Here is a 21,933-nt window from a genome sequence, read left to right as displayed (position 1 = left end):
CGTGCCAGGCGCTTTTTTTCAGATCCTCTTCGAAGTTTTTAAACCGTTTCTTTTCGAGTTTGTGGCCATATTTGATCGTGTTGATCCGGTCGATGATGATCTCTTCACTCAACCGGTCTTTGCCGAGTCTGAGGGCATCGAGTGCGGCTTCTTTTGCGATACGTCCAAGTTCGTACCCGTTCATACCCGACATGTAGCGGGTAATGCGATCGATATCGATCGTTTCATCATGCGGTTTTTCGAGAATCTTTTTGGCGAAAAAGCGTCGGGCCTCGCGGTCGAGTTCAGGCACCTCGACACTCTGGTCGATGCGTCCCGGATGGGTCAGGTCCTCGGGGACCTCTTCGAGATTCCGAGCCGTAGCGATCGTGAAGATGTAGTTGTCGGGCTCGGCGGGTGCATGGTCGATCATATCGCAGAGCGTACCGGTCGGAATATGGGTGTAGTTGCCTTCGATCACCCCTTTGGTGTCGACACCCTCGAGAACAACGATGACGGGGGCCGCGATGCGCGCCCGGCTGTAAACCTCCTGAATCAATACTTCGTCGAACAGATCGACATTGCGAAGGTAGATGTACGGCAGTCCGGCCTCCTTCGCGAACGCTTTGACGAGCATCGTTTTTCCGACCCCTTCGGGACCGTGGAGCAGCAGCCCTTTCGGAAGCGTGATATGGAAATGTTTGAGCCCCTTTTCGTTCTGCAGAACTTTGATGATCGACTTGAGCTCTTTTTTGACACGAACCTGGCCCGCTACGTCACCAAAACCGATATGGGATGCACGAATCGAAAGTCTGTCGGCATAGGGTGTGCGGTGTTCGGGACGCGTCGTTTCGATCTCTCTGATCGCATCGATCAGCAGCGTGATTTGCCTCTTCCCTTTTCGAATCTTCCATGACAGATCGAAATGGCGTTCGAATTTGACGAAATATTTGAGATCGAAAGAGATATCGAAAAAAGCGGCAAGCCACTTTTCCGCTTTCGGTGAGAGAGCGATGACGCACTTCTCCGCTGTCTGGCACTCCTGTGTCAATCGGTCTGTAAGCAGTGCCGGCAGCTTGTGGGCGATCCGTTTGGCGTTGAGATAGGGAGAGAAGTCGAGCAGAAGCGCCAGTGACAGGTTGGCGGATGAGCGGATTTCGATCTCTGTCAGAGAGACGCTGTTGAGCTGATCGACGGTCCGCTGCATGATCCGTTCGGTGATCTGCCAGAGGGCCTTCAGGTCGAGCAGATAGAAGAGTGCCAGATCCCCTTCGCTCAGAACGTTCAAAAGCTCCGCATCGAAGAGACCTATCATGTTTCCCTGATCGTCGGGAACCGCAACTTTGGAGATATCTTCGTAAAACTTCCCCTGACGCAAAAGAGGATTGTCATAGTAGGCATCGACGAACTCTTTTTCATACCATGTCGGATCACCGAGGGTAAATGTGAAGAGGAAAATGGCCTGCCGGTAACGCCTCTGGTCGTCCGGGGCACCGTCCGCAACGATGGCGGCCATCGCCCGCTGGATCGAATGGTCGGCTTTGCCGATCTCTTCGAAAATAACGACGCCGTTCGGATGTTCCTCGATCCACTGTTCCAGGATCCCCTTTTTCCCGATAAGCCGCTCGATATCGTCGGCGAAGGCAAACTCCCCCATATGGAGAATCAGGATCTCGCGTTCGAGATAGCCTCCGATGATTTTGGCTGCGAAGTTTTTTCCGCATGCAGGTGGTCCGGCCAGGGTGATAGCCCCTTCGACACCTTCGAAAAGACGTATCCTTCCCAGCCTTTCGACTACATGGTCCAGATATAAAAGTACCCTCTCCTGCCCCACGATCTCTTTTTTGGCGTGAGCTTCAAATCCATTCATCGTTCCATCCATTATCGTATTTCCAGAATCCGTCTCCGTTAATCAACACAGGTATTTTTGGGATGGATTCTATTTACGATTGTAACACAGCGCTACGTTATAATCTCTTCCATGAAATCTTCCGGAACATTTTTTCTACCTCTCTTTCTTCTGTTTATTACCGGATGTGCGGCCACTTCCATGTATCTTACCGGTGGGGAACTATTTCTCCAGGTCGAAGAGTGCAGATGGACAACACCCGCGAAAAGGGTACAGAGAGAGACCTCTCTGCTGCCACCCCTTCGGATAGAGCGTAAGATTATTGAACGTGAAAGCGGGACACTTCTTTTCGAGCGCCTCCTTGCTGAGAGCGGCTATCGGTTTCACAACGGAGTCAGGCGCACCGTCGATATGCTCTTCTCGCCCCTGAAAATCGAAACGGTTGCGACCCTTGGAAACCTCTCGCTTTTCGAACTTCGAAGCCGTTCCGGCAAAACGTTCGGTCTCCTTGTCTACAATGGAAACAAAAAATGGCTGCATCTGCTCTATCCTCTCAATGGAAAAAGCCGTACAACGCTCGAACAGGTCATGCAGCATGGCACCTGTCCGAAAAACCTCCGTATCGAAAGCGAAATGGGACGTGACGAAGCGGCAGTCCTGTTGAAGTGGACGCCCAAAATGGTGATCGTGGGAAACTTGATGGGAAAAACGGGCGGCAGACCGGGAAGACGGTAGGTTACACCTCCCGGATGGGTCGGTTGGCGATCATCTCCAAAAGGACGGTGGCGTAGCTCCCTTTGGGGAGTGTAACGTGAAGTTCGTAGTGCCACTCCTCCTTTTTATAGTTTCCTTCCAGCTTCTCGGGCCATATCCATGCGTAGCGCCTTCCGCCCTTGGCTGGCACCTCCTCGACAAACTCCTTCTCCATCTCCCAGGCCAGGCCGGTCGCCTGTTTCGCCTTCTCTCCCGGCAGTATACCGGTGGGACTCATGTCACGCGCTTTGAAACGCAGGGCCTCCTCATGCAGCTCGGATACAGTGAAAAGTTTTCCGTGTGGATAGTGTTGTGCCACATCGCCGGGAAGGAGTTTGAAAAAGTGTGGTTCTTTGTGCACAGCCTTGATAATGTCATCGTTCCAGACGAAAACCTCTTTGAGCTCTGCGGGCTTCAGTCCGTCGAATAGACGGGAGAGTTCGATCCGTTTGCTGAGCCAGAGGTTGAAGAGGTGGGACTGGTAGGCACTCATCAGAAAGTCACGGGTTTTCCGGTTACGGATCTTTTTCTTCCCTTCGATGACGGCACGTGCCGTTTCGAAGTTGTCCCCCTCTCTGCCAAAACGCTGCCACCCGAAATAGTTTGGAGAGCCGTTCTCCGCTATCCACTTCAACAGCGAATCGATCTTTGTCGCGTCAGTCGGGCTCACCTTTTTGAGACGTATGAAAAAGCGATTGCCCTTGAGATGGCCAATACGCAGTTTGTTGTCGTGGCGTGTCGTCTCCAGAATTTTGATGGCGGGATGGGAAAAGCTTTTCAGAGCCTCTTCGTATGATTTGTGTATGGAGATGTACTGCACCGTCATGGCCTCTTTGTCTTTGAGGCCGGCGTAACCGATATCACGCACTCTGATACCAAGATGTGAGCTGAAGAGCTCCAGCATCTGCCAGGTAGTAAGACCTTTTTTGCGTACTTTGAGCACGAGGTGCTCACCCTCCCCCGAGAAATCGTAGAGTGGGATTTCCGTAACGACAAAATCGGCAGGAGAGTGCCTGAAATGAAAATGGATGGGTGCATGCGATAACGGATAGAGTCTGTCGGGTTTCATGAATGAAGTATAGCGAAAACCGCCGTATGTCACGGCGGCAATAGCGTTTTAGAAAGTAAAACCGCCGATGAAGCGGAAACCGGAAATATCCGGTTCGTTGTCCAGATCGACTGCTTCGTACGTTACTGTGAGATAAGCACCGTTGTCGTTGCGATACGAGGCACGCAGTCCCAGCATCTGCATGGAATCCTGAGATTCTCCGGTCGCGGTTTTGGAATATTCATCGTCCAGGTCGAAATAGGTAAACCGCGTTCCGACCCACAATCCTTCAGCTCCCAGCTGGCCAAGATCGTAGCCCACCTGAGCCTTGTAGGAGTTGGCGTTGCGCAGGCTGCCCGCCTCGAAAAAGTGGAAAATCATACCGTTTGCAAAATAGGGATAACCACCCCATGCACCAAGCGTGTACTGGGTTCCGTCTCCATCCGTATAGAAACTGGCGCCGGTCGCAAAATCGAAACCGTTTTCGAAATTTCCGTCAAACCGGGCGGAATAGATCGTGTAGCCGATACTCCCATCCTCGTAATCCTTCATGGAGCCCACATCATCGAAATTGATCAATTGCGCTCCCAAATCGTAGCTGAGTGTATCCCACGTATCCGTAAAGTCATACTGTACAAAGATCGTATTGTAGAGGTCCGGTGCGTAATATTCCCAGACCTGCAGATTGTGATGGTCGACCGAGTAGACAAACGCACCCGTGTAGACACCCTTGTCGTCTGCATCGTCTTTGATATCGTCGGGTACGAAACTCGCTTCCGACATCGAGGCGTACTCTTCACTGCCATCGCGTGCGCCGCTGTCCCATGGACCCGCCATTTTGTAGAAATAGGCAAAGCCCCACTTGATGTTTTCGAAGTAGCTGTTGACATAGTAGGCTGCCTGGAACGTGTCGGCAAGAAGGTACCAGTCATCCGCATCGATCATCGGTGTGACGATCTCTTTCGCCCCCACCACTACTTCATTGGTCTCATCTTTGTATTTAAGGTACGCCTCCTGCAGAATGGCGTACGATTTGTTGTCTGTACCCAGTGCGAAAGTCCGTGTCTCGTAATCGGGATCGTTGAGACCGAAATCGGTGACTCCCGCACCCGTGATTTTTCCGGAAAACCCGTTGTAGACCGGCGACTCGATCGAAACTTTCGGAATGAGATAGAAGCCTCTGGAGTCTTTGTGTCCCTTGTTAACGGATGAATCATAGCTGCTGTTGGGAGAATTGGAGTAGTCGTAATCGACCCAGCCGGCACGTATATCACCCGAGACTTTCCACTCCGTATCGGAGATGAAAATTCCTTCCGGCGTCCGGTTGAGAATCGGATCGTAGGGCCGATCGTCGTCGACGACCGCTTCCGATGGTGCAACTATCGGCTCCGATGCCTGTACCAAAACCGCGGCGGCAAGGGAGGCGACGATGAACGAGAGTTTAATCGGTTTCATTCATCTCTCCTTATTGGGCGTAGGGGTTGAGCCCCAGCTTTTCGATTATATAGATCGTGGCTTTCTGGGCACGGACGCTGTTGCCGTATTTGTCGAGAGGCGGGGAGACCACACCAATGGCCAGCTTGCCCGGGACAACGGTCAGCAGACCGCCGCCGACTCCGCTTTTTGCCGGTGCGCCCGTCGCATAGAGCCAGTCTCCCGCATTGTCGTAAAGACCCGCTGTCGCCATCACAGCCAAAAGTCTGGGGACATTGTCGCGGTCGAGTACACGTTTGCCCGTGATGGGATTGACGCCATGGTTGGCGAGTGTCGCACCCATGACACCCAGATCGTGCGAAGTGACATTGACCGAGCATTGCTTGGTATAGACGGTCGTCGCCTCGAGCGGATCGGAGCCCATACGGCCATAGGCGTCGAGTATTTTTGAGATCGCCTGGTTGCGCTTGTTGTCGTTCACTTCGGAGACGTAGACCTCTTCGTTGAATGGGAGCTTGCGGCCCGCATAGGCGTCCATGTTTCCTTTGATCTTCGCCCAGCGTTCCTTGGAACCCTTCGCACCTACCCAGCTCGTGGACTGAATGGCACCGGCATTGACGAACGGGTTCGATGCACTGCCGTTGTGCAGTTCGATAGCGATAATGGAGTTGAAAGGCAAACCGGTGGCATTTGCCCCGATCTTCTCCTGCAGAAACTTCGCGCCATGCTCCTGCATCACCAGCGACGCCGTAAAGACTTTGGAGATGGACTGGATAGAGACAGCCGCCTTGGTATCCCCTACTTCGATCACTTTGCCATCTTTTGTGACGACGGTAATACCAAAAATTTTCGAATCGACTTTGGCGAGTGCCTTGATGTAATCGGCGTTCTTCCCGCTGTTGTCGTTCTTGAACTTCTCGTATGCCTCCATCACGGCCTGCTTGATTTTCGCTTCGTTCAGAGCGAGACCCGAAACATCCCTCGCCAATCCGCTGGTGGCGAACAGCAGTGTCAGAAGGAATGCGAAAAAAGGCAGTACTCCAACTCTTCGAACCCGGAATCCGAAAACGGCACTGTTCATAATGACTCCCTATTATTGTGAATTTTAAACATTTTACATGAACTACACTTAAGTTCGTTTTATAATGATATGGTGCAGGAGATTGAGTGTTCGGCTATTTTGGATCGATAGATGACGTCCGTTGCATTGTGCTACAATTAAACGGAAAAGATTATCGCAATCGAGGAAGAACAGCCATGCATCAGAAGGCTCGCCACCATCGAAAAAGAGAGTATAGACATGCCATAGCATGGAGCCTGACACTGGGAATCGGTTTGCTACTGTGGTTCATGCCGCCGCCGAAAGGACTCAGCGTCGAAGCCTGGCATCTTTTTGCCGTCTTCTTCACGACGATTCTGTCCATCATTCTCAACCTTGTTCCCATCTTCGTCGCATCGGTTCTCGCCCTTTCCGTTACGGTATTGTCGGGCCTTTTGACGGCAAAACAGGCCTATTCGGGTTTTTCACAGGGATTTATCCTTTTGATAGTCGTGGCGTTTCTCGTCTCCCAGGCGGTCGTCAAATCGGGACTTGGAAAGCGTATCGCGATGCTCATCATTCGGAAGTTCGGGAAGTCGACCATAGGTCTCGCCTACTCGATGATGGCGACCGATATTCTCATTGCCCCGGCATTTCCATCCAACACGGCACGCTCGGGTGTTCTCTTCCCCATCGTTCAGTCCCTCGCACACGACAGCGGTTCGAAAGTTGTCGACGGAACACGAAAGAGACTGGGGGCTTACCTGATGATGAATTCGATGGTCGGGCTCTCCATCAGTTCCAGTATGTGGTTTACGGCAATGGCTGCCAATCCGCTCGGTGCCCAGATGGCGCACAAGTTCGGCGTAGAAATCAGTTTCGGAGGTTGGCTCCTGGCGGCCATCGTTCCCGCTCTCATCGCCTTTCTTCTCGCCCCGTGGGTTTTGATGAAAGTCTATACACCCGAAGTCAAGCTGACACCGGATGCCCCTGCCAAAGCCCAGCAGGTCCTCGATCATATGGGGCCAGTGCATCGCAACGAGTGGATCACGGGCACGGTCTTCATTGCCATGGTAATCCTCTGGGCACTGTCGGGCATCTATCCGATCGACCAGACGGCGGTCGCCTTTGCAGGCTTGGGAATTTTGATGGTAGCGAAAATCTTCACGATGACAGATTTGCGTCATCAGGGTGAAGCACTCGCGACACTGATCTGGTTCGCTGTACTCTTCACACTCAGCTCCTATCTCGACCAATTTGGATTTATGCAGTACATTGGTACTTTGATCGCATCCGGTATCGAAGGGATGAACTGGCCCCTGGTCTATCTCATTCTGATTGTCACCTATGTTCTGATTCACTACCTGTTTGTGTCGCAGACGGCACATATGCTTGCGCTTTACGGCATCTTTCTGGAAGTCGGCATCCATGCCGGTGTTCCACCCTATCTGCTTGCACTCATGCTGCTGTTCGCAACCAATTTCAGTTCGGTTATCACTCCGCAGGGCTCCTCGGCCAATGTCATTTTCGTCAGCTCCGAATACATGACGTCGGTAGAGATCTATCGCAACGGTTTCATCATGACGATGCTGAATCTGCTGGTATTTATGGGGATTGGAACGTTTTGGATATTGGCGATCAGTTAAAAAACGGAACAAGAACGGGCATCGCAACAGCAGAGCAGGAAGGTGGGATCGTCCCCTGGCGGTTCGTCGGAAGGTGAAAAATTTGATGCCATCAGATTCCGCCCGATACGACGCGCAATCTCACCTATATGTCTGCCGTCCCATTCAAAAATGTTGCGGCTTGCATAGATTTCGGTAAGGTTTCCTCGCTGCACGCGCAAAGATTGTCAATGGTGTACGGGTCATTTTTGCGATGGATCGTATCTTCGCTTCATGACGCGGATCGAATGCCAACAGTACTTCAAACTCCTCTCCGCTGCATCCGATTCGTTTCGGGATCGGCTGAAACAGTTCGAAACCGAGCCGGTTGGCACGATGCAGTTTTTCCAGGTCGTGAAAGAGCCCGTCGGATATATCCATGGCAGAACGGATGTACTTCGCCGCTTTGAAAAAAAATGTTTCACGCAGAACGGGATGGATAAAACGGGATGAAGGTGAGACGGCGAAGCCCCGCATCAGACGATCCAGATCACGGCGACTCTCACCGAGCCTGCCGGTATAGGCGAGCAGATCACCCTCTTTCATACCGCTGCGCAACACCGGACGACTGCATTCGGCCAGAATCGTGATGGAGATGTCGAGTTTGACGTTGGCGATCGTATCGCCACCTATGATCGTAATACCATAGTCGTCGGCAGTATCCTGGAACCCCCGTGCGAGCTCCCTGAGCTCTCTGCGGGTGTAGGTTTTGGGAATCGCGACGGTCAGAAGCGCATATTTCGGTTTTCCGTTCATGACGATTGCGTCGGAAATATTAACGAGCATCGCTTTTCTGGCGATATTATAGAGGCTCGTCCACTCCTTTTTGAAGTGAACGTTTTCGAAAAATGCATCCTGACTGATGCACATATTATTTAATATGGCCGCATCGTCTCCGATAAATGTGTTGTCGGAAAAACAGCCGATAAAATAATCTTCTTTATTCATAGGTAGGATTATATCGCATCTTAATCTTCGGTATGGAATAATCCGCCATCAATTTGAAGGAAACAATGCATGTCCAAATTGCACCATAGTCGTGTGCCAGCCTATCTCGATTTTTTACAGAGTATGTCGGGTCTGATATTGGCTCTTTTCATCGTCGGCCATATTCTGTTCGAAGCGAGCATCCTGCTCGGGCCCGATGCAATGGAAAAGATGACCCTCTTTTTCGAAGGATACTACTTCTTCGGTGCCCGTTATCCCATTATCATCACACTGCTCGCAGCGTTTATTTTCGCGCTCTTCATTCTGCATGCGGCACTGGCCATACGTAAAATCCCTTCGACCTATTTGCAGTACAAAACTTTCAAAACCCATAAAGATCGCTTTCGTCATGAAGATACTTCTCTCTGGATGGTGCAGGTCGTCACCGGCTTCGCCATGTTCTTTCTCGGCTCGGTGCATCTCTATTTCATGATGGTCAATCCGTCGAAAATCGGGCCCTATCTTTCGGCGCAGCGTGTTGTCGAAGGGTGGATGTGGCCGCTTTATCTGCTGCTTCTGTTTTGCGTGGTTTTGCACGCATTTGTGGGTCTCTACCGGCTTGCACTCAAGTGGGGGTGGTTTGAAGGGAAAAATTATCGCACGAGTCGAAAAATCATGAAACGGCTGATGCGTGCGGGGATCGCTGCCTATATCGTCATCGGCCTGGCCTCGCTGGGCACCTATATCTCCATTGGACTCCATCTGGATGAGACACCCGCTGTAAAGGTCGACAAATGAATATCATCTACACGGACGTTCTGGTCGTCGGCGGCGGTCTGGCAGGACTGCGTGTCGCAACAGGTGTACAGGAGCGCGGACACCATACGATCGTCCTGACACTCGTTCCTCCGAAACGGTCCCATTCGGCGGCGGCCCAGGGTGGCATGCAGGCCAGTCTCGGCAACTGTGCGATGGGATGGGGAGACAACGAAGATATCCATTTCGAAGACACGGTCAAAGGGAGTGACTGGGGTGCCGATCAGCAGGTGGTTCGGATGTTCGTCAATACCGCTCCCAAAGCGATCCGCCAATTGACCCATTATGGCGTGCCGTGGAACCGTGTACGAAAAGGAAAACACGAGTCGATCATCAATGCCGAGAAGGTCGTCATCGAGGAGAAGGAGGAGGCACACGGCCTCATTACCGCCCGGGATTTCGGCGGAACGAAGAAGTGGCGCACCTGCTATACATCCGACGGTACCGGCCACAGTATGCTCTATGCGATGGACAACAAAGCCCACGAGGACCGTGTCGAAATCCATGAGCGGATGGAAGCGCTTTCGCTGATTCACCATCATGGCCGCTGTTACGGTGTCGTCGCACGCAATCTGATGTCCGGCGAAATTGTCGCCTATATCGCCAAGGCGACGACAATCGCGACGGGCGGATACGGACGGATCTACGAAGTATCTACCAACGCTATCATCTGCCAGGGTACAGGCCAGGCAATCGCACTCGAAAGCGGCATTGCGACACTCGGGAACATGGAAGCGGTGCAGTTTCACCCGACAGCCATCGTACCGGTCGGTATCCTGACGACCGAAGGGTGCCGCGGAGACGGCGGTCTCCTCCGGGATGTCGACGGATACCGTTTCATGCCGGATTATGAACCGGAGAAGAAAGAACTCGCTTCACGCGACGTCGTATCACGGCGTATGATCGAACATATACGCAAAGGCAAAGGGGTGCCGTCGCGCTATGGCGACCATCTCTGGCTCGACATTACGATACTGGGACGCAAACATATCGAAAAGAATCTGCGTGAAGTGAAGGATATCTGCGAAAATTTTCTGGGAATCGATCCCGCGGTCGACTGGATTCCTGTGCGTCCGACGCAACACTACTCGATGGGCGGCATACGAACGAAACATACTGGCGAGTCGCAGACGCTGAAAGGGCTGTATGCCTGTGGCGAAGCGGCATGCTGGGATATGCATGGCTTCAACCGCCTCGGTGGCAACTCTGTCAGTGAAACGGTCGTCTCGGGCATGCTGGTAGCCGAATATATCTCCGACTTCTGTGATTCACCGCAGAGCCATATCGGCATCTCGACCGGTGCCATCGAAGTCTTTGTCGAAGCCGAAAAGGAGAAGATCCATCGCCTTCTGAACAATGAAGGGGGTGAAGATGCCTATGTCCTGCGGCGGGCGATGGAGAAGATCATGATGGAGAAGGTCGGAATTTTCAGAAACGGTAAGGATCTGCAGGATGCGGTCGAACAGCTGGAACAGCTGCATATACGCAGTAAGAACATCGGCGTTTTCCGATCCAAATCCTATGCCGCCAATCCGGCTCTCGTGGTGGCATATCGTACACAGAAGATGATCAAAGTGGCATTGACGGTGGCATACGGAGCACTGCTTCGTACGGAAAGCCGGGGAGCGCATGCCCGGGAAGACTACCCGATGCGTGACGATATCAACTGGCTCAAACGTACGATTACCTCATGGCCCGATCCGGAACAGACCCTTCCGACGGTCACGTACGAACCCATCGACATCATGGATATGGAGCTGCCGCCGGGCTGGCGGGGATACGGCAAGAAAAATATCATCGAAAACCCCGACAGTGCCATTCAGCAGGCCAAGATCGACGCCATTCGCAATGAACTCCTCAAAAAGGGAGCCGACCGCTTTGCGATCCAGAAGGCACTGATGCCCTACGAACACCTTCTGCCGGAGAGATACCGGGGACGCAATGAGAGACTCTACGAACGATTCGACGAACAGAAGGATGACCAATGAGTGACACCAAACCGAGAAAACTGAAGATCAACATACTGCGTTACGATCCCCATATCAAAGGGGACGAACCGCACATCGATACCTTCGAAATCGAAGAGGCTCCGGGGATGACTCTCTTCATCGTGCTCAACGATATCCGTGAACATCACGACGCTTCGTTGAAGTTCGATTTCGTTTGCCGCGCCGGGATATGCGGAAGCTGCGGCATGCTGATCAACGGCAAGCCGGGTCTTGCCTGCAGCACCCTGACGTCACGTCTTCCCGATGAAATCAACCTCGCACCTTTGCCTTTTTTCGAGCTGATCGGTGACCTCTCCATCTACAACGGCAAATGGATGCGTGGTATGAATGAGCGACTCGAAACATGGATCCACCACAAGGAGAAAGAACTCAGAGATATCGACCGCATCGAGGAACCGATGGATCCGGACCTGGCCGAAGAGATCTACGAACTCGACCGCTGCATTGAGTGCGGATGCTGCATCGCAGGATGCGGAACGATCCAGATGAATGAAAATTTCGTTGGCGCCGTAGGTCTCAACAAGATTGCCCGCTACAGACTCGATCCCCGTGACGAACGGACCGATGCGGACTATTACGAGCTCATTGGGGACGAAAACGGTGTTTTCGGGTGTATGACACTGCTCGGATGCGAAGATGTCTGTCCGAAAAAACTTCCGCTGCAGTCGAAAATCGCCTATATGAGGCGCCAGATGGTCAAAACGGGGCTCAACAACAACATCAGAAAATGTAACTGTCTTCAGCATGAGGAGAAGATGCCCGAACATTGATACGGTGAGAGGGGGTATCTTCTTCCGCTACATATTCTTTCAATCAAAACCACGCTGCCCCTTTCCGTAACATTCGGACATTCCCTTCCGATTTCTCCTCAATCGATTAAACTATTTTATAGCCTAAACATGTATAATTGACCTATCTATGCCATTAAAAGGATGCGTCTAACATGAGTGTACAGATACATAATTACGATGTAGTGATTGTCGGTGCCGGCCTGGCCGGTCTGGCAGCCGCACGCGAACTTCAGCGTGCCGGCAAACAGGTTGCCGTGCTGACGAAGCTCCATCCGCTCCGCAGCCACTCTGGTGCGGCCCAGGGTGGTGTCAATGCGGCGTTGAGCGAAGACGACGATATCGATCTCCACATGTTCGATACCGTCAAGGGCAGTGACTATCTGGCCGACCAGGATGCAGTCGAGCTGATGTGCTCGAAAGCACCCGAAACAATCCGCTGGATTGCCAATGCCGGTGCGGCCTTCAGTCGTAAAGAGGATGGCACCATCGCCCAGCGTCCCTTCGGTGGCCAGTCCAAGCCACGCGCATGCTACGCGAAAGACCGTACGGGCCTGACACTGCTGCAGACCATTTACGAGCAGTGTGAGCGGGAAAACGTCACCTTTTTCGACGAGTGGTACGTCGCCGACATCGTCTATGAGGAGGGCCTCGTCAAAGGCGCCGTAGCCTACAATATCCGTAATCTGGAGCCAGCCATTTTCGCGGCCAAAGCGGTCATGTTCGCCACAGGCGGTTATGCGCGATCCTTCAAAATCAGTTCCAACGCCCACGCCAATACGGGTGACGGCCTCTCGATTGTGGCACGCCATGGCCTTCCGCTGGAAGATATGGAGTTCGTCCAGTTTCACCCGACCGGACTCGCCGGCAGCGGCATCCTCATCTCCGAAGCGGCCCGCGGCGAAGGCGGACGTCTCTACAACAGCGAGGGTGAGCGTTTCATGGAGAAATACGCACCCGAAAAGATGGAGCTGGCACCCCGCGACGTAGTGAGCCGCGCCATCACCAAGGAGATTCTCGAGGGACGTGGTGTTGGTCCGAACCGTGATGCCGTCGCCATCGACCTGACGCATCTAGGCGAAGAGATCATCATGGAGAGACTCCCGGAACTGCGTGATCTGGCCATCACGTTCCTCGGTCAGGACATGATCAAGGAACCGATCCATATCGCAGCGACGGCCCACTACTCCATGGGCGGTATTCCGGTGGATATCGACGGACACGTCAAGAAAAACCCGAACGAGATCGTCCGCGGTTTCTACGCTGCCGGCGAATGTGCCTGTGTCAGTGTACACGGTGCAAACCGTCTCGGTGCGAACTCGCTCCTCGAGGCGCTCTTCTTCGGCCGCCATGTCGGCAAACACATTGTCGAAGATCTTGAAAACGGCAATCTTCAGGCACATGACGTGAGTGAAACAGATGCGGAGACGATGCTCAACGAGATCTCTTTCTGCATGAACAACAACGGTACCGAAAGTGTTCCCCAGCTTCGCAAGGAGCTGCAAGAGAGTATGACCGCCAATGCCGGCGTCTTCCGTACCGAAGAGACAATGCTCAAGCAGCGCGAAATTCTCATGGAACTGCGTGCGCGCTACAAAAACATCCGTATCGATGACAAGAGCAAAATTTTCAACACCGATCTGCAGGAAGCGATCGAGTTCGGCCATATGCTCGACTACTCCACCTTCATCGTCGAAGGGGCGATCGCGCGTAAAGAGAGCCGCGGTGCGCACTTCCGCGAAGATTACCAGAAACGCGACGATGAGAAATTCCTCAAGCACACATTCGCGACGATGAACGAAGATGGATCGATCAATATCGAGTATGGTGATGTGACACTTGGCAAATTCGAGCCGCAAGAGCGAAAATATTAAGGATTGGGTATGAGTACAGAACGTATTACTAAAAAACTGACATTCAAAACATTCCGTTTCAATACGGAGACCGATTTTCTGCCCTACTTCAAAACCTACGAGATGGAAGTTGGCAAGGACGAGCTGGTTCTCGACATCCTCAACCGCATCAAATGGGAATTTGACGGAAGCTTCAGCTATCGTCGCAGCTGCCGTCACGGTATCTGCGGCGCCTGTGCCATCAAGGTCAACGGAAAACCGGTACTTTCCTGTAAACAGAATGTCTGGGAACTGGTCGATATTTTCCAGACCGACACACTGCTGCTTGAGCCGCAGAGCAAAAAACGTGTCGTCAAAGATATGATTATCGATCGCAGCGATTTTTGGGAAAAACATGCCAAACTCCGGCCCTATCTGGAAGCGGAAGTGGACGAAAATCCGGAAGAGGAGATCAAAGTCTCTCCGAAAGAGGCGGAAGAGCTTCTTGAAGCCGACTACTGCATCCAGTGCGGCAGCTGTTACTATGCCTGTCCTGTTGTAGAGGTCAACGAAGAGTATTTCGGTCCGGCTCAGTTCGCGAAAGCGTATCGTTTCAACGCCGATGTCCGTGACAGTGCCAAAGCCGATCGTCTCGAAACTGTCCGCGAAATGGGACCCGGTGTCTGGGACTGTGTCAAATGTTTCGAGTGTGCCGAAGCGTGCCCGAAAGATGTCAATCCGATTGAAAAAATCACCAAACTCCATAATCAGCTTTTCGAAGAGGGTATGGCGCAGGACAATGTCGCGACACGCCACGCCGTCGGTTTCAAACACTCCATCGTCAAACACGGTATTCTCGACGAAGGAGAACTGGTCCGCTATTCCGAAGGCAATATCGGTGTGCTCAAGCACCTGCCCGAAGCTATTGCAATGTTCAAGAAGGGCAAGATCGTCATGCCCTGGAACATGCCCAAATCCAAAAACCTCGATGAGATCAAGACGCTGGTCAAATCTTCATCGAAAGTCAAATTTTAAGGGGGAGACAACATGGCAAAATTGAAATACGCACTTTATACAGGATGTACAGCGAGAGAATCCACCCCCGAACTGTTGATGTCGACGATGGCAGTCGCCAAAAAACTGGGCATCGAACTGGTCCTTCTGGACGAAGCGAGTTGCTGCGGTGCCAGCCATCTCCAGGATTTCGACGATTTCCTCTCACTGGTTCTCAACGCCCGCAACATCTGCTACGCAGAGAAGCAGGGCCTGGACATGGTTACCATCTGCAACACCTGTCAGCTCAATACGGTCTTGACCAAAGAGCGCCTCGATCATGACGAAGACATAAAATCCCAGGTCAACGAAAAACTGGCCGAAGTGGGTCTCGAATACAAGGGAACGAGCAGTGTCCGCCACTTCCTTTACGCCATCATCGACGACTATGGACTCGACAAACTGGCCGAAAAGGTCGAGAAGCCACTCAGCGATTTCAATATCGCGGCCTTTTATGGGTGTCACAACATCCGACCGAGCCATGTTCACTACAAACACAATACGCCGGAAGGGTACGATCCGGAAATCGATGAAGGTGGTGCAATGGACGGTTTTGAAACGGAAGAGATGATGGGTAAATACAACATGCATGAAAATCCATACAACCCTACATCTCTTGACAGGCTGATCGAAGCATTGAAAGGCAACAGTGTCGATTATGACAGTAAAAACAAATGTTGCGGATTCCATGCCGATCTTCAGGCTCCGAAAACCGCAAACCGTCTGACCGGTACGGCACTCCTTGACGCGATCGACAACAATGCGGATATGATGGTCACACCCTGCCCGCTCTGTCACCTGAATATGGATGTCAAACAACATGCAGTTGCCAAGGAGATGGGGCGTGATATTGCACTGCCGGTTCTGCACCTTCCCCAACTTGTCGGTTTGGCACTGGGCATAGATCCGAAAGAGCTTGGACTTCAGCATAACGTCGCCGAAGTCAACTTCGCATAACAGAAACCTTCAAAATTGTCTGAAACGCGGGTTTTCCCGGGTTTCGGATACCTTTCTTACTTATTTCTTAATCAGCAGATCAAATAAGACAAAATTTATCTTCTTTAACAACGGTGTGATACAATAACCATAACAAAATCAAATTGAAGGAGGCCAACATGCCTAAAATCAACCGATATGTTGACATCGATACTGTAGAAAGAGAAGCGAAAAAAGATTACATCGATCGCCACTCACCGTTCATTCACTGTGCAAGCAGTGCGAAAAAAGGTGAGAAGTTTCCCGTAACCGTTAAAATGGGTAACGAGTACAGCCATCCGGACGATTTCGATCACTACATTGCCTACATCCAGCTCTGGAATGGCGAAACACTTCTCGGACAGGCTACATTCACACCGGGTGCACTCGGCAATCAGAAAGAGCATGCCGAGGTAACATTCAACATCGTTCCAACCGGAAACAAACTGACTCTGACCGCGATGTCCTACTGCACGAAGCACGGCCTTTGGGAAAGTGATCCGGTCGAAGTAACTGTCGACTGAGAACTCTGTTTTTCCGCCGGAGACAACAGCTCTTCGGCGATTTACTTTCGAATAAATTTGCATAACCGGGGTGTCGGAAGACACTCCTAACCTCTTTTTAACCCCTTTTTTCCTAAACTGTTTCCTATGAATAGACTATACAACGCACTCCAGCTCAAACGCCTGTACCAACTCAAGCAACTCGGTTTTCAATATGTACCGATTATAGAGAAAAGAACAGGTGCGCCCTCGACATTGCCAAACGATCTGAAAGCGCTCGAACAGATCGTTTCACAATGCCATCTCTGCCCATTGAGCAAGACCCGTACCAAAACGGTCTTTGGTGAAGGCAATCCCCATGCAAAGCTGATGTTTGTCGGAGAGGGGCCTGGCGCGCAGGAGGATACCACAGGCAGGCCTTTCGTGGGCCGTGCAGGTGAACTGCTGACGAAAATGATCGAAAATGTTCTGGAGATACCGCGCAGTGAGGTCTATATTGCCAATATTGTCAAATGCAGACCACCCAACAACAGGGTACCGACACCGGAAGAAGCCTATACCTGTCTGCCGTATCTGCACAAGCAGATCGAATTGATCCAACCGAACGTGATTGCGGCACTTGGAGCGACAGCGTATCACTATATGACGGGCGAGAAGACCGGTATCACAAAAGTACGGGGTGAAATATATGAAATGGGAACATTCAAGCTGATACCGACATACCATCCAAGTTATCTGTTACGTAATCCATCTGCCAAGAAAGAGGCGTACCAGGATCTCCTTAAAATCAAGGGCATGTTATGAAAAGAGTGCTGGCACTTCTATTGATATATATCTCTCTCTTTGCACAGAGCCAACTGCTCTCACCCATTCCTGTTCCTACCACAATTCTTATTGATCTTGATCCGACGGTTTACGATGATGCGATGCTTGAAGAGGCGCTTGCAGAAGGGGAGATTTTTACCTTTCTTGCAAAATCGAAACAGACGGAAAATTCCGAACTTGCTCTGTTACGCCAGACCTATTCGGCACTTTTCAATCTCAAAGAAAAGATATACGGTGGGGGAGTTTTCAGCATTGCATTCATTGTCTCCCCAAAGATGATCGGGAAATATGCCGCATCTACAACCAACTCGGCACTTGCCTATCTCCTCAACCGGGGCATCCCGTTTGAAATGGAACTTTACACGATAGCGGATGAATCCAATCAAACCCTTCGGGAGACGCTGGAGAAAATTTCTGCAAACTCCTACAATCTCGTCGTCGCTCCCATCACCCAAAAAGGTGCAGACTATCTTTGTCATCAGTTTTTACCGACGAAATTCTATATTCCGACTCTGCACAGCAACCGTACAACCTGTAGTAACAAACTCATTTCATTCGGTGGCATCGATTACAACAGACAGATCGAGACTCTCAGCTATCTTGTCGAATCAAATGCCACGACGATTACCGTTTCGGACAGATCAGCTCTTTCGACCATGCTTTCCGAAACCGTTTACAACTATGTCGATGTCAATGATTCGATTCTACTTGGACAAAACGGCTATTATAAAGAGATTATCCTACAACATGAAGATCTGAACCAGTCGACGATATTTCTGAATACGCCTGTCGTCAAAAGCAGTCTCTTTCTTTCGCAGGTTACATTGGCGGACTTTCAACCCCTGCTGGTATTGAGTACACAGATCAACTACTCGCCGCTGTTGCTGACACTGACACAGTATCACGATAGAGAAAACATGGTCCTTGCAAGTTCCATAGGATCCATGGATCCGTTTTTGACCGAAAATATTTCGCTTATCGGGCAGGATATCCGATTCAACTGGCTCAATTACGCCACCGTTGTGGGAATAGACTACTTCTTCGGTATGGATATGGGTGCGCATCGTCTGGGAAAAGAGATGTTCACCGACCACTCTCTCGAATACGAGGTACGGCTGTTCGAAGCGGGACTTTATCGCTTCGTTCCGAAAGAGATTCCTTTCCCCCAGGAAGAGATTATCGAGCCCTATGAGGAAGAGGAGGGTCCGGAACCCTACGCCCCGATCTCCCAGGCGGATATCAGCGAATAGATCGAACCGGGTATTTTCGCCGGCCTGCCCTTCCTTAAAAAAGCGAGGCGGATTGTCATCTCAAAAAGGAGTTTGTCATCCTTTTTGACTTGCTGCAGGAGCATGATGGAGGCATTTTTTCTATCTATCAGCTTTGTACTGATTGTTAAAATGTCACCAAGAGCAGCCGGGTGTTTATAGTCGGCTTCTATATGTTTCACAACAAAATACCCTTCGTCACTCTGAGGCGAGCTGCCCGCTTCGAAAAAAACCTCCGATCTCGCCCTTTCACAAAATTTCAGATAGTTCGCATAGTAGACGATACCTGCGGCATCGGTATCTTCGTAATAGACGCGTATGTTCACACTGGATCCTTAATATCTGATACTCAAATAGATATCGGTGGTTGTTTTGTTGTTCCCGACTTCGGGCACGGGATTGTCGTCGTTGACAATACGATAAACCCACTTGAGTGAAAGCATGGCACTGATAGGAATTTCCACGGTGAATGTCATTCGTGAAAGCCAGTCTGCACTTGGATCGACCAAAGAGGGCATGTAAAAGATATTTCCACTCAATATCAGCTCACGAATAAGCCAGAGATTTTTCAGATGATCTTTTGCACTGACACCGATAAAAGCAGCGCTATAGTCATTGTTTTCCACCATAGTCTGCCCGGGAGGCACATCGTAGGAGTAGAACGATTCATAGACATACCCTGCCCCACCTTTGAGCTGAATCCATGTATCGTGATCGAAGATGAAACGATAACCGTATCCAATGGCGGGATAGAGCCGGTATCTGATACTTCGGGGTTGGTCGAAATCGTAACCCAGTTGAGCGAACAAGAACTGTTTTTTATCGATCAACAGGTTCTGTTCTCCAGTTATGTAGAGCTCTTTTTTGTCAAGACTTTTGGTGCTGCCTTCGGGTTTTGCCGTGGTTGTCGTCTCGTACGCATAGTGAATCTCCAGAATCTGACGCTGATTCATCTTCTTTCGTACGCCATGATAATCGATGGAGATTTTCCGTTTGTCTTTGACACCGGTTTCGGTTTCGACACCGATATCAAGACTGCCGTGTGTATAGGGGAACATATTGCGAAGACGGTTTTCTATTGTGTCATTCTCTTTGACAGAGAGAATGAGGCGGTCGATATTTTCGACTTTGATAAGTTCTTTCAGCTCTCCATGTTTGACAACAAGGAATGCATGGTCCTTGATTCCGACAATACGCCCAGTTGTCTCTTTGCCTTTGTAGAAGATATGATATTCATGCTCTGTCGTCAGCTGTTCGATGTTTTTGTACTCGATTCGGATACTGCCCGTTCCGTAAACCAGTGAAAATTCGATATATTTGGATGTAAGCTCGGTAATGCGCCCCTGCAATACCGTACCTTTCACGACAATGGTATCGATTTTTTGAGCTTTCTTCCTGAGTTTCAGTTCCTCTTTCTGCTCCTTTGTCGTCGCTTTCTCTTCCAAAACTTTCTGGCGCGCCTCGACAATATCTTTATGGGTGACATTCTCGAGACGCTGGCCAGGTTCCAGTTTCCCCGATTCTTCTATTTTGGTGGCATTCTCCTCTCCACCATAGAGGAGAGAACTCACCACCAATATCGGAACCAGGAGTTTTTTCACCATTCCGATACCAGTCTACACTTCGATCTCTTCAATGATATCGAGACCGAAACCGCCAAGTCCCACGAACTCTTTTCCGCGGCTGGAAACAAGCAGACGAATGTTTTTGATTCCCAACTCGGAAAGAATCTGTGCCCCGATTCCGAACTCCTTCATCGTATCACCTCCAACGGCATCGTCTGCATTGATAAAAACAAGCACACCGCCATTGTGTTTGAGATAATCGATCGATTTGAGAAGTTGTTTGTAACGGTGCTGATTGAGAAAGAGGTCGACATCCCTTCCGATGTTGTGAAACTTTACATTTTCCGTCTCGTGCAGTTTATAAAATACGATGGCGTAATGTTCTTTGCCCTGATGGTCGATGAAAATTTTCCTTTCCACCTTGGTATCGAAAAATTCAATCTGTTCTTCCTCCCCCAAATGAACAAGTCGCTCATTGCGAAGGCGATATTCGACCAGATCGGAGATATAGACAATATTCAATTTATGTTTATGAGCAAAAATCTCCAGATCATCGCGCCGTGCCATCTGCCCGTCGTCGCGCATGATCTCACAGATTACGGCACTCGGTGCGACACCGGCGAGCTTGCATAGATCGACCGACCCTTCCGTATGGCCGGTCCGCACCAGTACCCCGCCCTCTTTCGCGATCAGAGGAAAAATATGACCGGGTCGCACAAGATCCTGCGGCGTGCTGATGGGACTCGCCAGCAGTTTGATCGTCATGTCGCGCTCGTAGGCGGAAATGCCCGTCGTCGCCTCTTTTGCATCCACCGAAACAGTAAATGCAGTCTCGTGCTGCGAATCGTTATGCTGCACCATCGGCTGCAGCTCCAGTCTGTCAGCAATCTCCTTCGAGATGGCCACACAGATCAGACCTTTCGCTTCCGTCGCCATAAAATTGACATGTTCCGGTGTGGAAAACGTCGAAGCGTAGACGAGATCACCCTCGTTTTCCCTGTCTTCGTCATCGATCATGACGACCATCTTGCCGTGCTTTATATCTTCTATTGCCTGTTGTACACGTTGAATCGGCATACTCTCTCTTGTCCTGTTTTGAAATTTGGATGATTATATCCAAAAACTCTTGACATTGGGCTGCTTTTGCATTATAATTCTGCCCGTAAACAGGCAACGTGCCTCTTCTCGATTGGGGTGTCGCCAAGTGGTAAGGCAGCAGGTTTTGGTCCTGCCATTCGGGGGTTCGAGTCCCTCCACCCCATCCACTTTCTTCTGTCGCGGGATAGAGCAGTTTGGTAGCTCGTCGGGCTCATAACCCGAAGGTCGGGGGTTCAAATCCCTCTCCCGCAACCAATTCAAACTCCATAAAATCGAACCTCAAAGCACTTTTCAATCAAGCTATCGAAATCAAAACGCCCATTCAACTAGAAATTGCAACACCGGTCAAGCCACAGAATAAGCGAATGCAATTTTAGCGAAGAAACCTCCCACCGACGTGAGAGGTCTGGATTTGTCGATGCATCAGTTTCTATGTCAAGCAGCGTAAGAGTCTTCTGCTTTTACTGCATCATTTCAAGATATGTCAGGAAACCGACCGGTACCTCTC

The 21,933-nt window shown here is 50.8% G+C and carries 19 protein-coding genes and 2 tRNA genes; 13 read left to right on the top strand and 8 right to left on the bottom strand.

Translation table 11 applies throughout. The features are described from left to right. The coding region (locus Q1K24_RS04885) for an AAA family ATPase (RefSeq protein ID WP_300366841.1) at nt 1-1,849 on the bottom strand (1,849 nt) is incomplete at its 3' end. Nucleotides 1,850-2,029: 180 nt separating this feature from the next. On the opposite strand from Q1K24_RS04885, the gene Q1K24_RS04880 reads away from it, so the two are divergent. Then, nucleotides 2,030-2,563 (top strand): hypothetical protein, encoded by a 534-nt coding sequence (locus Q1K24_RS04880; RefSeq protein WP_300366838.1) that lies wholly within the window; start codon nt 2,030-2,032, stop codon nt 2,561-2,563. 1 nt (nt 2,564) lies between these two features. On the opposite strand, the gene truD is transcribed toward Q1K24_RS04880, so the two are convergent. Genes truD through glsA form a run of 3 tightly spaced genes read right to left on the bottom strand, consistent with a single transcriptional unit; the run spans nt 2,565 to nt 6,144 of the window. Then, nucleotides 2,565-3,650: a tRNA pseudouridine(13) synthase TruD gene (truD, locus tag Q1K24_RS04875; RefSeq protein WP_300366835.1), complete on the bottom strand. Its 1,086-nt coding sequence runs from the start codon at nt 3,648-3,650 to the stop codon at nt 2,565-2,567. Between the two features lie 48 nt (nt 3,651-3,698). Further along, on the bottom strand, nt 3,699-5,084 hold the full coding sequence (locus Q1K24_RS04870; protein WP_300366832.1) for a hypothetical protein: 1,386 nt from the start codon (nt 5,082-5,084) through the stop codon (nt 3,699-3,701). A gap of 10 nt (nt 5,085-5,094) precedes the next feature. Continuing rightward, nucleotides 5,095-6,144 (bottom strand): glutaminase A, encoded by a 1,050-nt coding sequence (gene glsA / locus Q1K24_RS04865; protein WP_300366829.1) that lies wholly within the window; start codon nt 6,142-6,144, stop codon nt 5,095-5,097. A gap of 176 nt (nt 6,145-6,320) precedes the next feature. Between glsA and Q1K24_RS04860 the strand changes: the two genes are divergently transcribed. Then, nucleotides 6,321-7,748, top strand: coding sequence for a DASS family sodium-coupled anion symporter (locus Q1K24_RS04860; protein WP_300366826.1), 1,428 nt, complete (start codon nt 6,321-6,323; stop codon nt 7,746-7,748). Nucleotides 7,749-7,892: 144 nt separating this feature from the next. Here the strand turns inward: Q1K24_RS04860 and Q1K24_RS04855 are convergent, their stop codons facing one another. Then, entirely contained in the window at nt 7,893-8,714 is an 822-nt protein-coding gene (locus Q1K24_RS04855; protein WP_300366823.1) for a thiamine-phosphate kinase, read from the bottom strand. A gap of 69 nt (nt 8,715-8,783) precedes the next feature. On the opposite strand from Q1K24_RS04855, the gene Q1K24_RS04850 reads away from it, so the two are divergent. The 9 genes from Q1K24_RS04850 to Q1K24_RS04810 all read left to right on the top strand — a co-directional run bounded on the left by Q1K24_RS04850 (nt 8,784) and on the right by Q1K24_RS04810 (nt 18,744). Next, nucleotides 8,784-9,491 (top strand): fumarate reductase cytochrome b subunit, encoded by a 708-nt coding sequence (locus Q1K24_RS04850; RefSeq protein ID WP_300366820.1) that lies wholly within the window; start codon nt 8,784-8,786, stop codon nt 9,489-9,491. Next, entirely contained in the window at nt 9,488-11,497 is a 2,010-nt protein-coding gene (locus tag Q1K24_RS04845) for a fumarate reductase flavoprotein subunit (protein ID WP_300366817.1), read from the top strand. Before Q1K24_RS04850 ends, Q1K24_RS04845 begins: the two co-directional genes overlap by 4 nt. Then, entirely contained in the window at nt 11,494-12,288 is a 795-nt protein-coding gene (locus Q1K24_RS04840; protein ID WP_300366814.1) for a fumarate reductase iron-sulfur subunit, read from the top strand. The genes Q1K24_RS04845 and Q1K24_RS04840 overlap by 4 nt, the downstream gene beginning before the upstream one ends. A 173-nt stretch (nt 12,289-12,461) precedes the next feature. Then, on the top strand, nt 12,462-14,180 hold the full coding sequence (gene sdhA / locus Q1K24_RS04835) for a succinate dehydrogenase flavoprotein subunit (RefSeq protein WP_300366811.1): 1,719 nt from the start codon (nt 12,462-12,464) through the stop codon (nt 14,178-14,180). 9 nt (nt 14,181-14,189) lie between these two features. Then, entirely contained in the window at nt 14,190-15,173 is a 984-nt protein-coding gene (locus Q1K24_RS04830) for a succinate dehydrogenase/fumarate reductase iron-sulfur subunit (RefSeq protein ID WP_300366808.1), read from the top strand. 12 nt (nt 15,174-15,185) lie between these two features. Next, nucleotides 15,186-16,148 carry a CoB--CoM heterodisulfide reductase iron-sulfur subunit B family protein gene (locus Q1K24_RS04825; RefSeq protein ID WP_300366805.1) on the top strand — a complete coding sequence of 321 codons (963 nt, stop codon included), beginning with the start codon at nt 15,186-15,188 and terminating at the stop codon, nt 16,146-16,148. A gap of 158 nt (nt 16,149-16,306) precedes the next feature. After that, nucleotides 16,307-16,690, top strand: a complete 384-nt coding sequence (locus tag Q1K24_RS04820; RefSeq protein ID WP_300366802.1) for a class II SORL domain-containing protein — start codon at nt 16,307-16,309, stop codon at nt 16,688-16,690. Nucleotides 16,691-16,816: 126 nt separating this feature from the next. Beyond that, nucleotides 16,817-17,473, top strand: coding sequence for a uracil-DNA glycosylase (locus tag Q1K24_RS04815; protein ID WP_300366799.1), 657 nt, complete (start codon nt 16,817-16,819; stop codon nt 17,471-17,473). Continuing rightward, nucleotides 17,470-18,744, top strand: a complete 1,275-nt coding sequence (locus Q1K24_RS04810; protein WP_300366796.1) for a hypothetical protein — start codon at nt 17,470-17,472, stop codon at nt 18,742-18,744. The genes Q1K24_RS04815 and Q1K24_RS04810 overlap by 4 nt, the downstream gene beginning before the upstream one ends. Here Q1K24_RS04810 and Q1K24_RS04805 read toward each other — a convergent pair. From Q1K24_RS04805 to Q1K24_RS04795, 3 genes are read right to left on the bottom strand one after another with little or no spacing between them, the layout of a single operon-like run. Beyond that, on the bottom strand, nt 18,708-19,088 hold the full coding sequence (locus tag Q1K24_RS04805; RefSeq protein WP_300366793.1) for a YbgC/FadM family acyl-CoA thioesterase: 381 nt from the start codon (nt 19,086-19,088) through the stop codon (nt 18,708-18,710). The genes Q1K24_RS04810 and Q1K24_RS04805 overlap by 37 nt on opposite strands. Nucleotides 19,089-19,097: 9 nt before the next feature. After that, nucleotides 19,098-20,366, bottom strand: coding sequence for a DUF481 domain-containing protein (locus Q1K24_RS04800; RefSeq protein WP_300366790.1), 1,269 nt, complete (start codon nt 20,364-20,366; stop codon nt 19,098-19,100). A 12-nt stretch (nt 20,367-20,378) separates the two neighbouring features. Then, complete coding sequence (locus Q1K24_RS04795; protein ID WP_300366788.1) at nt 20,379-21,404, bottom strand: bifunctional 3,4-dihydroxy-2-butanone 4-phosphate synthase/GTP cyclohydrolase II; 1,026 nt, start codon at nt 21,402-21,404, stop codon at nt 20,379-20,381. A 113-nt stretch (nt 21,405-21,517) separates the two neighbouring features. Between Q1K24_RS04795 and Q1K24_RS04790 the strand changes: the two genes are divergently transcribed. Together Q1K24_RS04790 and Q1K24_RS04785 are read left to right on the top strand one after the other, a co-directional pair. Further along, nucleotides 21,518-21,592, top strand: a tRNA-Gln gene (locus Q1K24_RS04790). An 11-nt stretch (nt 21,593-21,603) separates the two neighbouring features. Beyond that, nucleotides 21,604-21,680 (top strand) — tRNA-Met (locus tag Q1K24_RS04785). The last annotated feature ends 253 nt before the right edge of the window (nt 21,681-21,933 follow it).

Origin of the sequence: Hydrogenimonas sp. (genome assembly GCF_029932565.1) — a bacterium.
GTDB lineage: Bacteria > Campylobacterota > Campylobacteria > Campylobacterales > Hydrogenimonadaceae > Hydrogenimonas.
This window is presented reverse-complemented; position numbering and strand designations above follow the sequence as displayed.